Below are 13,962 nucleotides of genomic sequence, written 5' to 3'. Positions count from 1 at the left end.
TTGCCATATTTTTCTATATTATTTTATTGCCTGTTCAAACCCTGGCTAGAAAAAACTCTCCTATTTGAGGTGTCAAATTATAGTCAGCTTTTAAAGTTGCTAGGTAACGTAGGGTGTGCATTGGCATTGTCTGTTGATACAATCACATTGTCTGTTGATACAATCACATTGTCAGTCGATACAATCGTATTGTCAGCCGATACAATCGCATTGTCTGTCGATACAATCGCATTGTCAGCCGATACAATCGCATTGCAGGTACAAAATACTTGTGTGTACACCTTAGCTTAAAAGAGGAGAGAGGAATGAAATCTTACTGCCCTTTCGTTGCAGGGAAGGGGCTGTTATTGTTAGGTCTCTATTAAACTCAACACGAGAAGTGTTATAAAACCTTTTACCCTCAATCATCAAATTTATAATTCTCTTTCTACTTGGTTAGGACTTACGCACGCGTAACGGAAAACGAACCACAGAGGGCACAGAGGTCACGGAGGAATGAGAGTTTGAGAGGGTTTTTGCGTAAGTCCTATTGGTGTCTCTGCCTCCTGCCTCCTGCCTCTTGCCTCCAATTGAAACAATCGTGTTGTCAGCTACAGTTATATTCCAGGAAAGTGGGCAACAATATTGATAAATAACTAGAAATGCAGCCCTACCTATAAAAGATGCTGCCGTTTCATGAAACCTCGAATTATTGTTTGTGGCTTAGGACTTACCGGATATAAAACCTTTCGGTTGCTGAGACAGCAGGGAGCCTTCGTTGTTGGTATTCATCACCAATCCATCCCTGGCGAAACAGCACCAGATGTGATTGTTGGTGATTTACAAGCAGCTTCTACCCTAACAGCAGCCGGAATTCAACAGGCAGACACTTTAATAATCACTGGATCTAAAGATGCTCTGAATTTGTCTATTATGATGCAAGCGCGAGTGCTGAATCCCCAAATTCGGATTATCAACCGTTTTTATAATACAAATTTGGGGGAGCGCCTAGATCAAAGTTTGCCAGACCACTTGAGTATGAGTGTTGTGGGATTAGTAGCACCCGTATTCACGTTTGCAGCACTGGGAAGCCAAGCGATCGGACAAATCAAATTATTTCAGCAAACTTGGCCGATTCACGAAGAATACATTGATGAAAACCACTTATGGAAGGGTCGAAAGCTGAGTGAATTGTGGGAAGACCGATCGCGGATGCTGATTTATTACTTGCCAGTAAAAGGTGAGATGGATTTGGTATCAGCTGTAATATCTGGACAAGAGATACAAGTAGGCGATCGCTTAATTATTGGCACTCAACCCCGTATCCGTTCTCCTCGGAGATCATTGATTAAAAAACTGCTGAAAGTCTTGACTAATATTAGGCTGTTTCAGCAACATGGGCGATCAGTACTACTGGGTGCTATTGCATTATTGGCAGTTATTGCGATTGCTACATTCACCTATATGTCGGCTGAGTTGAGTTTGTCTCCTGTCGATGCTCTATATTTTTCTGTAGGCATGATTACCGGAGCCGGTGGTAATGACAAAGTAGTAGAAAATGCTCCTAACAGTATTAAGCTATTTACCGTTGTGATGATGATGGTTGGAGCAGTGGTAATTGGTATTTGGTATGCAATGCTCACCGATTTTGTCTTGGGAAGCCGCTTTAAGCAATTTTGGGATGCAGCCCGAATTCCCCAGCGATATCACTACATTGTCTGTGGCTTGAGTGGTATTGGGGTGAGAATTGTCCAGCAACTCCACGCCAGCGGATATGAAGTTGTAGTAGTTGAACCCGACTCCAACAACAAATATATCAACACCGCCCGCGAACTCGGTATCCCCGTCATTCAGGGTGATGCCAGCTTTCGCACAATACTCAAAGCCAGCAATATAGAGTCTGCCGCCGCAGTGCTTGCTGTCACTAACAATGATGCTACCAATCTGGAAATTGCCCTCAAAGCCAAAGGCTTGACACCCAAGATTCCGGTGATTGTTAATTATGCCGATCCCGATTTTGCCGGCATAGCGCAACAGCTATTTGGCTTCGAGGCTGTACTGAGTCCGGCTGAACTAGCGGCCCCAGCTTTTGCCGCTGCTGCACTAGGAGGACGCATCCTCGGTAATGGCATCACAGCCGATAGTCTTTGGGTGGCTTTTGCGACTGTGATTACACCTTCACACATCTTTTATGGTCGGTGGGTGAAAGATGTAGCCATGTCTACTGATTGTGTACCTTTATACTTAGAAAAAAATCACCAAATCCATCATGGCTGGGATTTATTAGAAAATAATCTCGGTGTTGGGGATGTTTTGTATATGACGATGCCAGCGACGCGGCTATATCAATTGTGGCGGGACGAGCGAGTTTGCGAATCACACACTTAAGGTGATCGCAGCGCCAACATCTTTTCTACAAGACGCTTTGAGAGTAGGGGTACAGCTTTTGAATTTTGCGAAGCGACTTGACACCGATGAGCAATGCTGTGCCCCTATAATGTGTTAGTTAAATCAGTTGGTTTATTAAAAACTTCTAAAATCTGTCGGCAAATCTGTTTGAGCTTATCCCCAATTTCACCAGAAGGCAAAGACGCGCCGACAATACTCCAATTTTCTACCGTAGAAAGTCGCCACGCCTCGCCGCGATGATCAAATCCAGCTACCTGCACGCCGATCGCCCGGTATGAGTTATTGATCGGATCTTGATAAAATCGAATTTGAATTAAAATACTGCGACTTCGCCAAGATTTGCTAATACCAGGAAAGTGAAAGCCAATGTCTATAGAGTCTGGATCGACTAACTGCCTGGTTTCCGGGTCATTTTTCCAGGGTTTGAGATCAGATTTGGCATCAGGAAACTCGAATTTGAACAAATTAACCACTGTAGCAATGTTGCTGGCGAGTTCAAGGTTCGTTGCCTGTTCAGCTGCATTCACTAAAAAACACTCCTATATTGACATCGGCATCTTCAGGGATGTGAAGACATAAAAACCGCCAGAAGGCTTATATTATTAGGTGTTTCAGCTTATCAAGACCTTTGAAATTTAGCAACTCTAAATCATACTTCTCTAACAATCATTGTTACTAACAGATGCCAAAAATCGCTTCTTGTTGGGACTGGCTAACACCTATTAAGTAATTATACTTAAAAATTCCTTAAAAGCAGATGAAACTCTGCCCTTTGTAAAAAATATCAAAATTTTCTGCAAAATCCTTGGCTGACAAGAATCCCCAATGAGTTCTACTTCAGAAAACTGAAGGCAATGAATCTTCCGGCGAACTTTTGTGGTGATTGGGAAAACTGGACATCAAAGCTGTGTGCTGCTTACCAGCCGGGAAAAACCTGCCGAAATCGCTGCCACCGAAGGTGATGGTTTCCCAGTTCGGACTCTGGCTTTATCAAGATTAGAAGTCACAGCAGTACCCGTCTTAATCTGTCGGGACTCAGTTGCACGTTAGGTTCTGTTTTTAAACTTTCTGCTAATTGACTTTTCGCGTCTTACTATCCGTAACTGCGATTTGCGATCGCCAAAGCAAGAAATACGATTTACTGTACAAGCTGACCATTGGATTGGGCTTGAGAGCCACTGTTTGCCACCATGCCGAGCGCTTGTGCAATCTCCAGTGGGAGGAATTCAGCATCGAGGAGGAGTTACACCAACTGCTCAATGATTCACGCTTTCAATAATACCGCGCTGTATTCGCACGTTATATTCGTAGCGAATTTAATTTGGCAATATTCTGCAATGCCAATGCATCAGCCGCCTTGTTAATACATCGGCTTGCATTGTTAATGCATCAGCCGCCTTGTTAATGCACCGGCTTGCATTGTTAATGCTTCGGTCGCATTGTTAATGCATCCCGACGCAATGCCAATGCATTCCAAAGGAATGTCAATGCGTTCTCCTGCATTAAAAACGCTACGTTTTTACACAAAACTGTACTAAGCGACACCTTTCGTTGAGGAAGTTTCAGAAAGCTTTGGCTATGGTTTGGTCACTGGAATCATCGGGCGATAAACATAAAAATAAGGTAATTGGAGGTAGCGACTTATGTCGTAAAGCCTTGTGGCAATGGGTTTTTACTATAATTGAACCCAAACAATTACGCCTTAGTGATTACATAGTACACGAGTTGGGCGAACTGCTAGATACTGAGAAAGGCTCCGGCCGCCTGCTTAAATTGGTGAGGATGAAAGTTGCAGCCAGGCAGCGCGGTTTGGTTAAAAGTTGACTAGAGTGAACGATAAATTGCGCTAGCGATCTAAAATGACACTGTTAATCGGTAAACATAAAAGCAATTAAATTCAGTGTATGGCGCGTCAACGCTCGATTTTTTCATTTGTTCTAGTATTATTGGCCACATTCCTCATTAGTTGTGGCGGTCCTGGTGTCGCGGTGGCACCTCCAACTTACACGGCAACACAACTTGAAAGAATTCAGGCATATGTTCCTGAAATTCAGGCTGTGCGCGATCGCTCACAAGAGTTGAAAACCCTGATCCAAAGAGGTGATTGGATCAACGTGCGTAACTTTATACATGGCCCGATAACAGAAGCAAGGCTGAACCTGACTTATGTCACTTCCAACCTTCTACCTAAAGACCAACCCACAGCACGTCAAATAACGCGAGATTTGTTTAACGACCTGGTTAAACTTGATAAAGCTACTAGTGCTGGCAATCCTCAAACTGCCTCAAGTAACTCCCAAGCTGCTTTTGCAGATATTGACAAATTCCTTGATCTGCTTCCTAAAGCAGAAGAGAGTTAGAAGTTAAGAGTTAGGAGTTAGGAATTTTAAATTTTTAACTCCTAACTTCTCACTTCTAACTCTAAGCACAAGTCATGAATGTAGTTATTATCGGTTGTGGTGTAGTTGGGGCTCTGATCGCCTATGAACTAAGTCAAGTAAAAGGGCTAAAAATCACGGTTTGCGATCAACAACCACCAGCACAAGCTTCCACGGGCGCTGCACTTGGCGTTTTGATGGGCGCAATCAGTCAAAAAATTAAGGGCAAAGCTTGGCAGATGCGACAAACTAGCATCCAACGCTATGAAACTTTGATTCCTGAACTAGAAGCTTTAACAGGTCGCAAAATCCCTTTTAATCGCCAGGGAATTCTCATGCTTTTGTCTGCTCCCCCCTTGAATACGGGGGTTGAGGGAATCTCAGCATGGAAAAAACTAGTAGAAATTCGCCACTCTCAAGGCTGGCATTTAGAAATTTGGGACACTGCTAAACTCCAGAATATGTGTCCTCAAGTTGATCACGAAAAAATTACTAACGCTGTCTATTCTCCTCAAGACCGTCAACTTGATCCAACTGCCCTCACATTAGCTTTAGTTGAGGCTGCCCAGCAAAATGGTGTAACTTTCAAATTTGGCGTGACTGTTTTGGATGCCCAAACCTCACCACCTGAGTCTTCCCCCCAATTTTGCGTTCAACTTGAGACTACAGAGGGAAAAATAGTCGCTGATTGGTTTGTAGTCGCAGCAGGGCTAGGTTCAACACCATTGACAGCAAAATTAAATCAGATAATTGATATCCGTCCTGTGCTTGGGCAAGCATTGCAAGTACGTGTAAGGCATCCATTAGGCAATCCTGACTTCCAGCCAGCGATTACAGGTAACGATGTCCATATTATTCCTGTGGGGGGTGAAGATTATTGGGTGGGTGCAACAGTGGAATTTCCCAGCAATGAAAATGAAATACCGCCAAATCAAGAACTGCTGGAATCTGCTAGAGAACAAGCGATCGCATTTTGCCCAGAGTTAGCCACAGCAACTATTATCCGCACTTGGTCGGGGTTACGTCCTCGTCCTGAAGGACGCCCAGCCCCAGTTATTGGTAAGTTATCAGGGTTTAATAATGTCCTCCTAGCTACCGGACACTACCGCAACGGCGTTTTACTTGCACCCGCCACAGCTTATGCAATTCGTGAGATGATTATTCCTCAGGGAGTGGGAGCAGGGGGATGAGGGAGCAGGGGGAGCAGGGGAAGAAAGAAAATAACTAATACCCAATAACTTCTCTACGAAAGGCTGCGCCTTAAGCGTAGCTATGCCGCAGGCTTTACGACGCCGCCCTTACCTGGGCAACTCTTAGAGACGCAGCGCGAACACTCGGCACAAGTCGGCTCCTTTCGCCAACTCTTAGAGACGCTCTTGCGTTCGCTCAAGGCAATACTTCGGCTGCGCTCAGTACAGGTCCGCTTAGGACAAGCTCAGTACAAGTGCCCTGTTTGGCCAATGCCCGATGCCCCATGCCCAATACTTCGACTTCGCTCAGTACAAGTGCCTAATGCCCAATCCATAGGAAAATAGCGTGTCAATAACAGAACATAAAATCAATGTAGATTCACTGGAATGGTTTTATCGCGAATCTTTACCAATCGGTAGAACTGACTTAGCGCCTGTGTTGTTGCTACACGGCTTAGTTTCACAAAGTTATAGTTGGCGTAATATTATACCTGCTTTAGCGAATCAGGGTACAAGAGCGATCGCTCCAGATTGGATTGGTTATGGCAATTCTTTAAAACCAGAAAAACGAGATTTTGCTTACACTCCCGATGCTTTCATCACAGCTTTAGAAGGATTTATCAAAGCTTTAGAAATTGAACATTTTTCTTTAGTTGTACAAGGCTTTTTAGGTTCTGTAGGACTACAATATGCCTTGCGTCACCCAGAACAAATTGCTAATTTAGCTATCTTAAATACACCAATTTCAACTGCTGCTAAATTACCCTGGAAAATTAAACAAATGGGTTTACCTTTGGTAGGTGAAGTCATGACCCAAGACCCCCTATTAGTTGACCGGACGCTAGAAGGTGGTAGCCGTTATCGCATCGGAGATAAGGATTTAGATATTTATCGCAAACCATTTTTGAAAGCTTCTGCATCTGGTCGAAGTCTCTTATCAAGTATTCGCAATTTACAACTTGATTCAGCAATGACAGAAATCGAATCTGGCTTTAAAGAATGGCAACAGCCAATTCTGATTCAATGGGGGATGATTGACCCTTGGTTATCTGTAGACATTGCCCAAAATTTTACAGATTCTGCACCAAATGCCGAATTAATAAAACTTAATAACGTCGGACATTATCCTCAAGAACACTACCATGAGGCGATTTTGGAAGACCTTTTACCCTTTGTGCGTCGTAAAGATACACATTGACAATATCTCTTTGGCAAAAATCGATATTATAAAAATGAAACCACAGATAAACACAGATAATTCATCGGGATTTATCTGTGGTAAAGAAATAAGTTCTGGATCTTTGCTAGATTTATAAATGTTATCCCGCCTGCATTTGTGAACTTTTTATTACCATTAAAAATACATCACAACTACAAATAAAGGAGATTAAGAGTCATGGCTTATTCATGGTTTAAAGCCTTTCATATTGTCGGATTTGTAGTCTGGTTCGCTGGTTTGTTCTACCTAGTACGTCTTTTTATCTATCACGTTGAAGCTAATCAAGAACCTGAACCAGCACGAACGATACTGAAAAATCAGTATCAAATTATGGAAAAGCGCCTCTACTCTATTATTACTAACCCAGGAATGTTCGTGACGATCGCAATGGCCATCGGTTTACTAACCACTGAACCAGACGTTTTAAAAGAGGGCTGGTTGCATATAAAACTGTTGTTTGTTGCCATTTTAATTGGCTATCATCATTACTGCGCTCGGCTGATGAAGAAATTAGCAGTAGATGAATGTGGTTGGAATAGTCAGCAATTACGTGCTTTAAATGAAGCACCTACAGTTATGTTAGTAGCGATCGTCCTACTGGCTGTATTTAAGAATAATCTACCTACAGATATCGCTGCCTGGGCTATTTTTGCCATGATTATTTTGATGGCAGTCACTATTCAGCTTTACGCCAAAAAACGCAGGCAAGATAAAGAGAAACTGACGGCACAGATAGGGCAACCACAAGAACAAGGTTAGACAAAGTTGCTGCCTCACATAAAGTAGGGATGCACATCTGTGTATCCCTACCAAACGTTGCATCACAACAACTACTACCAATTACCTATTAAGCTAATGCATATCTAGTTTTCTAACTGGACGTCCTCTGGGTATGAGTTTCAGCCTCTAAATTGTGTAAATTAAATGTGGAACAGCTTACCTCATTTTGGAAACTTTTTGAGTAAATCATCCCCAGGAATCACGGTAGTGTAAAAAGTATATTTACGATTAGCGACATAACGTCGGTCTTGTTTAATAATCCCCATAAACTCTCTATGTCCCTCACGAGTACGTCCCACTAAACAACCCGCACTAGCAAGGCGAATATCATTCCGGGGGAAATCAAAGCCGTAGTGTTGATTCACATAAAAATCATCACCTGTATCAAGTTTGTCGCTAGTCCGTTTAAAATCTTTATTAAAATCTCTACAAACAGTTATATCTCCAACTTGCACTAATGCTTCATGAGGCTCTGCTGTGCCGTGGGTACCAACGGCCCAAGCTTTATATTGTCCAAACTGAATCCTAGCTGCTCCTTTGGGATTCATCGGATTATAAGTGTAGTACTTCCCTGGTTCTGTAGTAGCTTCCCAGTTATCTACGATTTTGGGAACGCCATTTACTACTTCAATCACAATCCGCCGATCATTAAATTGATTGGGTGTATCACTGTTAAGAGTCCAGTTTGCATCTATACCCTCTACATAAACAATGTTGTATTCTTTTGGATTGGTAAATACCTGATAACCTTTGGATAGCATATATTTCACAATCTTACTAGCGATGTCATTGCCTAGTTTTAACGGGGGTTTAGGAAGATCATCTATTTTGGTTTCAATTAGTTTTTTGGCTGTGACTGCTCCTAAAAAGCCACTCTCTTCAGTCTTTGTTAATTCTTGAAATTTTTTGAGAGATATCACAGAAACAGGGCCAAATTTCCCATCAGCTGGAGGTTCTAGCAAACCTAAGCCGATTAACAATATCTGAATCTGACGAGCCAACTCTGCATCTTCAGCGATCGCATCAAATGACCATTTCTCATCTTTTCCCAAGAAATCTTGTAGTTTCATTATGCACCTGCTTTCATTTACTGATTTCTAAGTATAAACATCATTTTTAAAACTGATGTCGTCTAAAACTATACTCTAAGCTCAAATATGATGTCATCTGGAGTCTGCGATCGCACGCACATTGCCTGAATGCGATCGTTGATACAAGCTACATTGTTAATTAGCTCAATTTCTCTGCTGCTCGTTCAAGCAGCAACTTGTCATCAGGCATCGCCTCTGTACCAAATGACTAACGAAGAACTGCTGGAAATTATTGAACAAGCTGTCAGAGACAATGTGACAAAATTAGACCTTTCTAACAAAGACTTAACAACGCTGCCATCGGAAATTGGGCAACTCACTAACCTGCGATCGCTCAATCTCATCAGTAATCAACTGAGCAGTCTGCCACCGGAAATTGTCCAACTCACCAACCTGCAAATCCTCGACCTCAGCAGTAATCAACTGAGCAGTCTGCCACCGGAAATTGTCCAACTCACCAACCTGCAAACGCTCAATCTCATCAGTAATCAACTGAGCAGTCTGCCACCGGAAATTGTCCAACTCACCAACTTGCAAACGCTCAATCTCAGCAGTAATCAACTGAGCAGTCTGCCACCGGAAATTGTCCAACTCACCAACTTGCAAATCCTCGACCTCAGCTTTAATCAATTGAGCAGTCTGCCACCGGAAATTGTCCAACTCACCAACCTGCAATCCCTTAACCTCTGGTTTAATCAATTGAGCAGTCTGTCACCGGAAATTGGCCAACTCACCAACCTGCAATCCCTCAACCTCTGGTTTAATCAATTGAGCAGTCTGTCACCGGAAATTGGCCAACTCACCAACCTGCAATCCCTCGACCTCAGCTTTAATCAACTGAGCAGTCTGCCACCGGAAATTGTCCAACTCACCAACCTGCAAACCCTCGACCTCCGCAGTAATCAACTGAGCAGTCTGCCACCGGAATTTGGCCAACTCACCAACCTGCAAACCCTCGACCTCCGCAGTAATCAACTGAGCAGTCTGCCACCCGAAATAGTCCAACTCACCAACCTGCAATCCCTCTACCTCAGCAGTAATCAACTGAGCAGTCTGCCAAAGGAAATCAGGGAACTGGCAAACCTAAAAAAGCTGGATCTTCGTAGAAATCCACTCCCCATTCCACCAGAAATTTTGGGGACAAAAGATTTATCCGAAGATCCAGGTGATGTAAATAAAATTCTCAATTTCTATTTTCGGGTGCAAGATCCAGCCGAAACCGAACCTTTCTACGAAGCAAAACTCTTGATTATTGGCGAAGGAGAAGCCGGTAAAACCTCTTTAGCCAAGAAAATAAAAGACGAAAACTATAAACTCCAGGCGAATGAAAAATCAACTGAAGGCATTGAGGTGATCCGGTGGCACTTTACACTGCCCAATGGCAAAGATTTTCGCGTTAACATCTGGGATTTTGGCGGTCAGGAAATCTACCATCAAACCCATCAGTTTTTCCTTAGCAAGCGTTCTCTCTATGCTTTAGTTGCCGACACTCGCAAAGAAAACACTGGTTTTTACTGGTGGTTGAAGGTTGTTGAACTCTTGAGCGACAAAAGCCCAGTTTTCATCATCAAAAACGAAAAACAAGACCGTCAGTGCGAAGTCGATGGTGGGCAGTTACGAGGAGAATTTGACAACCTCAAGGAAATTCTGGCAACCAATTTAAATACTAATCGAGGTTTAGCAGAGATTAAAAAAGCTATTCAGCTTTACATCAGTAATCTTGACCATGTTGGTACACCTTTACCAAAACTCTGGGTAAGAGTCAGAGCAGCCTTAGAGAACGATTCCCGAAATTACATCAGCGTTGAAGAATACTTTACCCTTTGCCGAGTCAATAATTTAATTGACAAGAAAGACATGCTGCGCTTGAGCAGCTATCTCCACGACCTCGGCGTTTGCCTGCACTTTCAAGACGATTCTACACTCAAACACTATGTCATTCTCAAACCGGAATGGGGGACAACTGCCGTTTACAGAGTTTTGGACAGTCAAACTGTCAAGCAAGAGCTAGGTTGTTTTACCAAGGAAAACCTCAAAGATATTTGGAAAAGCGGCGAATATGCTGATATGCGAGATGAACTCCTGCAATTAATGATGCGGTTCAAGCTTTGCTACGAAATTCCGGGTCGCCATGACATTTATATTGCGCCTCAATTACTTTCCATTGAAAAAGCTGATTATACCTGGGACGATCGCAATAATCCTGCGCTACACCTATACATTCATGCCCAAAGGCATCCTCACCCGCTTTATTGTCGAGACGCATCCTTGGATTGAACAGCAAAAACTCGTTTGGAAAAACGGTGTTGTTCTCAACAAAGACCAAACTCGTGCTGAAATCATTGAAAACTACAATCAACGGGAAATTAAAATCCGTGTAGCCGGAAACCGTACAAAAGAATTGATGGCTGTGATCACCCATGAACTCGAAAAAATCCACAACTCTTATGAACGTTTGCAATATCAAACCCTAGTTCCTTGTAACTGCGAAAAATGTGAAGGAAGCCAAACTCCTTATAGTTATCCTCTGAACGAACTGCGTGATTTCCTAGATCATAGTGCTTACCTGATTCAATGCAGGAAAAGCTTTCAAATGGTAAATGTCCGTAGGTTAATTGATGATGTCATGCTCCAACTCGATAGACCAGATAGGGAACTCAACCCCCAGGTTGCACAGTTGCAAAACGAACTGGAACGAAAGCGAGATGAATCATTGACGCATCGATTACAAGATAGCAATCAAAAGCAAGTATTTATCTCCTACACTTGGCGGGATAAAGAAAGCAAACAACTTGTAGCAAAGATAGAGCAAGCATTTGAAGCCAAAGATATCAAAATTATTCGTGATACCAATGCAATTGGCTATAAAGAAAGATTTAAAGAATTCATGCAGCGTTTGAGCCGTGGCAGATGCGTAATTTTAGTAATCAGCGACCAGTATTTGAAGTCCGAAAATTGTATGTATGAACTGGTTGAAATTTCTAAAAATGGGAATTTATATCAGCGAATCTTTCCTATTCTTTTAACAGATGCCAATATTTTTAACCCTATTGAAAGAATTAAATATATTGAGTACTGGGAAGAGAAAATCAAAGAGTTAAACGCAGCGTTGAAAAAAGTAGATGCAGATAATTTGCAAGGATTTCGAGAAGATATTGACCAATACAGAGAGATACGTAGCACGATCGCCAAACTTACCGACCTGCTGAGAGACATGAATACTCAGACTGAAGATATTCACAGCGAATCAGAATTTGAGAGATTGGTGAACGCGATTGCACACCGTTTAGATGAGTAAAAATAACCTATTGATTAAGCTCAGAGGTTGAGCAATGTCTCTGACAATCTAGACTTAGACCCTTTTAACTCGACAATTTGTGTTGTGAGGTGCAAGCTTTAAGTTCAAAAGTAGAATAATCGGGGTTAAAGGCGCAACTTCGAGGATAAAAGGCGCAACTTCGAGGCTTAAAGGCGCAACTTCGAGGATAAAAGGCGCAACTTCGAGGCTTAAAGGTGCAACTTCGAGGATAAAAGGTGCAACTTCGAGGATAAAAGGTGCAATTTCGAGGCTTAAAGGTTAAGCGATGCCTGCGGCGGGCTGCGCCAACGCTCTTTTAACTCGACAATTGGTGTTAAAAGGTGCAATCTTCGAGTTCAGAGGTGGAATGGTGAAGCTTTGAGGTCGAGTGATCGGATTTACGACTTAGAAGACAGTTCAAACGCCATCTGCGAACGATAAAAACAGACATCAAATTCTAAGAAAAAATTCATGCGTCCTAAAAGTAACGGCACATCATCCGTGAGACTCCAAGCAAATACCAATCGAACTGGTGCAAAGCTGGCTATTTGAGCAGATAGAATTAACCCTTTTGCTTCAACTGGTGCAAGGTTTCCAGCCAGTTGCACTGAGGTTGTTAATTCTTCCCAAGACACCCCTAACTCAATACCTAGACTGTAAGGTAAAACATTAATACTAGCTCCAGTATCCAATAAACCTGAAACGTTGACGACAGAATTTTTATAGCTTAACGTCAAAGGTAATATTGGTACTGCATCGATATCCCCGAACAAATCACGACTTTCAACAAAGGGAAATCTTTGTGAATTAAGCATCGTTTACCTGTCTGTCTTCTTCTAGGAGTGCGCCTAGTTTATTAGCAGCTTCATGGGAATTATAGGGAGACCACACATGATAAGTGACTCCTGGCTGTAACGACAATGTTTCTTCTTCAGTCGCTAGTTCTTGAACTAAAAACTGCATGACCTTGAGTTTATCTGCACGAGATAGCTTGTGCAAGGTTGGGAATAAATCTGCTGCGTTCATATCAAGTTGAAGATAACGACTAAATACTTTTTATATTTTTACAACTACTATAAGGTGGTTACAAAGTTTGTGGCATCGCATCATCAACAAAAGGCGTTGGCGCACGCAGCTCGCCGCAGGCATCGCTATTAACCAATTATCAAAACAAACAAAGCGATGTCTGTGACGGGACACGCCTTTGCGTTTTGAACTCGACAATTAGATGTTCAAAGGTGCAACTTCCGAGTTTAGAACTCGAATCGTGAGGATTAAAGCCGCAATTTCGAGGATAAAAGGTTAAGCGGTCGCTCTTTTTACTCGACAATTCATGTTCACAAGTAAAGCGATCGCCTTTTTACTCGACAATTCGTGTTCACAGGTGAAGCGATCGCCCTTTTTACTCGACAATTCGTGTTCACAGGTGAAGCGATCGCCCTTTTTACTCGACAATTCTTGTTCCAAAGTGGAAGCTTCGTGTTCAGAGGTGGAACAATCAGGTTTTGAGGTCGAGCGATGCCTGCGGCGGGCTGCGCCAACGCTCTTTTAACTCGACAATTGGTGTTAAAAGGTGCAATCTCCGAGTTCAGAGGTGGAATGGTGAAGGTTGAAAGTA

16 protein-coding genes are annotated in these 13,962 nt (G+C 42.6%); 12 read left to right on the top strand and 4 right to left on the bottom strand.

Annotated features, from left to right (window positions below; genetic code table 11):
• Positions 1-69: 69 nt before the first annotated feature.
• Both V7K40_RS02865 and V7K40_RS02860 read left to right on the top strand, forming a co-directional pair.
• Positions 70-291 (top strand): hypothetical protein, encoded by a 222-nt coding sequence (locus V7K40_RS02865; RefSeq protein WP_334956531.1) that lies wholly within the window; start codon positions 70-72, stop codon positions 289-291.
• 384 nt (positions 292-675) lie between these two features.
• Entirely contained in the window at positions 676-2,367 is a 1,692-nt protein-coding gene (locus V7K40_RS02860) for an NAD-binding protein (protein ID WP_334956529.1), read from the top strand.
• A 104-nt stretch (positions 2,368-2,471) separates the two neighbouring features.
• On the opposite strand, the gene V7K40_RS02855 is transcribed toward V7K40_RS02860, so the two are convergent.
• The gene (locus V7K40_RS02855) at positions 2,472-2,915 is read right to left on the bottom strand and encodes a hypothetical protein (protein WP_334956527.1); all 444 of its coding nucleotides are present in this window, start codon (positions 2,913-2,915) and stop codon (positions 2,472-2,474) included.
• A 349-nt stretch (positions 2,916-3,264) separates the two neighbouring features.
• On the opposite strand from V7K40_RS02855, the gene V7K40_RS02850 reads away from it, so the two are divergent.
• From V7K40_RS02850 to hemJ, 7 genes are all read left to right on the top strand, one after another.
• Positions 3,265-3,438: a hypothetical protein gene (locus tag V7K40_RS02850; protein WP_334956525.1), complete on the top strand. Its 174-nt coding sequence runs from the start codon at positions 3,265-3,267 to the stop codon at positions 3,436-3,438.
• 25 nt (positions 3,439-3,463) lie between these two features.
• Positions 3,464-3,667, top strand: a complete 204-nt coding sequence (locus tag V7K40_RS02845; protein WP_334956523.1) for a hypothetical protein — start codon at positions 3,464-3,466, stop codon at positions 3,665-3,667.
• A 299-nt stretch (positions 3,668-3,966) separates the two neighbouring features.
• On the top strand, positions 3,967-4,212 hold the full coding sequence (locus V7K40_RS02840; RefSeq protein WP_334956521.1) for a hypothetical protein: 246 nt from the start codon (positions 3,967-3,969) through the stop codon (positions 4,210-4,212).
• Between the two features lie 80 nt (positions 4,213-4,292).
• Positions 4,293-4,748 (top strand): photosystem II protein PsbQ, encoded by a 456-nt coding sequence (psbQ, locus tag V7K40_RS02835; RefSeq protein ID WP_334956519.1) that lies wholly within the window; start codon positions 4,293-4,295, stop codon positions 4,746-4,748.
• Positions 4,749-4,822: 74 nt separating this feature from the next.
• Positions 4,823-5,956 carry an FAD-dependent oxidoreductase gene (locus V7K40_RS02830; protein ID WP_334956517.1) on the top strand — a complete coding sequence of 378 codons (1,134 nt, stop codon included), beginning with the start codon at positions 4,823-4,825 and terminating at the stop codon, positions 5,954-5,956.
• Positions 5,957-6,302: 346 nt separating this feature from the next.
• Complete coding sequence (locus V7K40_RS02825; RefSeq protein ID WP_334956515.1) at positions 6,303-7,154, top strand: alpha/beta fold hydrolase; 852 nt, start codon at positions 6,303-6,305, stop codon at positions 7,152-7,154.
• 198 nt (positions 7,155-7,352) lie between these two features.
• Positions 7,353-7,934: a protoporphyrinogen oxidase HemJ gene (hemJ, locus tag V7K40_RS02820; RefSeq protein ID WP_334956513.1), complete on the top strand. Its 582-nt coding sequence runs from the start codon at positions 7,353-7,355 to the stop codon at positions 7,932-7,934.
• A gap of 182 nt (positions 7,935-8,116) precedes the next feature.
• On the opposite strand, the gene V7K40_RS02815 is transcribed toward hemJ, so the two are convergent.
• A complete protein-coding gene (locus V7K40_RS02815; protein WP_334956511.1) occupies positions 8,117-9,025 on the bottom strand; it encodes a peptidoglycan-binding protein in 909 nt (302 codons plus the stop codon).
• A 129-nt stretch (positions 9,026-9,154) separates the two neighbouring features.
• Here V7K40_RS02815 and V7K40_RS02810 point away from each other — a divergent pair, with 129 nt between their 5' ends.
• Together V7K40_RS02810 and V7K40_RS02805 are read left to right on the top strand one after the other, a co-directional pair.
• Complete coding sequence (locus V7K40_RS02810; RefSeq protein ID WP_334956509.1) at positions 9,155-11,323, top strand: COR domain-containing protein; 2,169 nt, start codon at positions 9,155-9,157, stop codon at positions 11,321-11,323.
• Positions 11,271-12,344, top strand: coding sequence for a TIR domain-containing protein (locus V7K40_RS02805; RefSeq protein ID WP_334956507.1), 1,074 nt, complete (start codon positions 11,271-11,273; stop codon positions 12,342-12,344). Before V7K40_RS02810 ends, V7K40_RS02805 begins: the two co-directional genes overlap by 53 nt.
• A 398-nt stretch (positions 12,345-12,742) precedes the next feature.
• Here the strand turns inward: V7K40_RS02805 and V7K40_RS02800 are convergent, their stop codons facing one another.
• Both V7K40_RS02800 and V7K40_RS02795 read right to left on the bottom strand, forming a co-directional pair.
• Positions 12,743-13,159, bottom strand: coding sequence for a retroviral-like aspartic protease (locus V7K40_RS02800; protein ID WP_334956505.1), 417 nt, complete (start codon positions 13,157-13,159; stop codon positions 12,743-12,745).
• Positions 13,152-13,370, bottom strand: a complete 219-nt coding sequence (locus V7K40_RS02795; RefSeq protein WP_334956503.1) for a hypothetical protein — start codon at positions 13,368-13,370, stop codon at positions 13,152-13,154. Before V7K40_RS02795 ends, V7K40_RS02800 begins: the two co-directional genes overlap by 8 nt.
• A 307-nt stretch (positions 13,371-13,677) precedes the next feature.
• Between V7K40_RS02795 and V7K40_RS02790 the strand changes: the two genes are divergently transcribed.
• Entirely contained in the window at positions 13,678-13,896 is a 219-nt protein-coding gene (locus tag V7K40_RS02790) for a hypothetical protein (protein ID WP_334956501.1), read from the top strand.
• Positions 13,897-13,962: the final 66 nt, after the last annotated feature.

The organism is Nostoc sp. (genome assembly GCF_036917195.1).
Lineage (GTDB): Bacteria > Cyanobacteriota > Cyanobacteriia > Cyanobacteriales > Nostocaceae > Nostoc.
This window is presented reverse-complemented; position numbering and strand designations above follow the sequence as displayed.

What these genes read in the sequence shown, in the direction of transcription:
- V7K40_RS02860 (WP_334956529.1), top strand. Translation starts at nt 676, where the DNA reads ATGAAACCTCGAATTATTGTTTGTGGCTTAGGACTTACCGGATATAAA.
- V7K40_RS02840 (WP_334956521.1), top strand. Translation starts at nt 3,967, where the DNA reads ATGGTTTGGTCACTGGAATCATCGGGCGATAAACATAAAAATAAGGTA.
- psbQ (WP_334956519.1), top strand. Translation starts at nt 4,293, where the DNA reads ATGGCGCGTCAACGCTCGATTTTTTCATTTGTTCTAGTATTATTGGCC.
- V7K40_RS02830 (WP_334956517.1), top strand. Translation starts at nt 4,823, where the DNA reads ATGAATGTAGTTATTATCGGTTGTGGTGTAGTTGGGGCTCTGATCGCC.
- hemJ (WP_334956513.1), top strand. Translation starts at nt 7,353, where the DNA reads ATGGCTTATTCATGGTTTAAAGCCTTTCATATTGTCGGATTTGTAGTC.
- V7K40_RS02815 (WP_334956511.1), bottom strand. Translation starts at nt 9,025, where the DNA reads ATGAAACTACAAGATTTCTTGGGAAAAGATGAGAAATGGTCATTTGAT.
- V7K40_RS02810 (WP_334956509.1), top strand. Translation starts at nt 9,155, where the DNA reads ATGCGATCGTTGATACAAGCTACATTGTTAATTAGCTCAATTTCTCTG.
- V7K40_RS02805 (WP_334956507.1), top strand. Translation starts at nt 11,271, where the DNA reads ATGCCCAAAGGCATCCTCACCCGCTTTATTGTCGAGACGCATCCTTGG.
- V7K40_RS02800 (WP_334956505.1), bottom strand. Translation starts at nt 13,159, where the DNA reads ATGCTTAATTCACAAAGATTTCCCTTTGTTGAAAGTCGTGATTTGTTC.
- V7K40_RS02795 (WP_334956503.1), bottom strand. Translation starts at nt 13,370, where the DNA reads ATGAACGCAGCAGATTTATTCCCAACCTTGCACAAGCTATCTCGTGCA.
- V7K40_RS02790 (WP_334956501.1), top strand. Translation starts at nt 13,678, where the DNA reads ATGTTCACAAGTAAAGCGATCGCCTTTTTACTCGACAATTCGTGTTCA.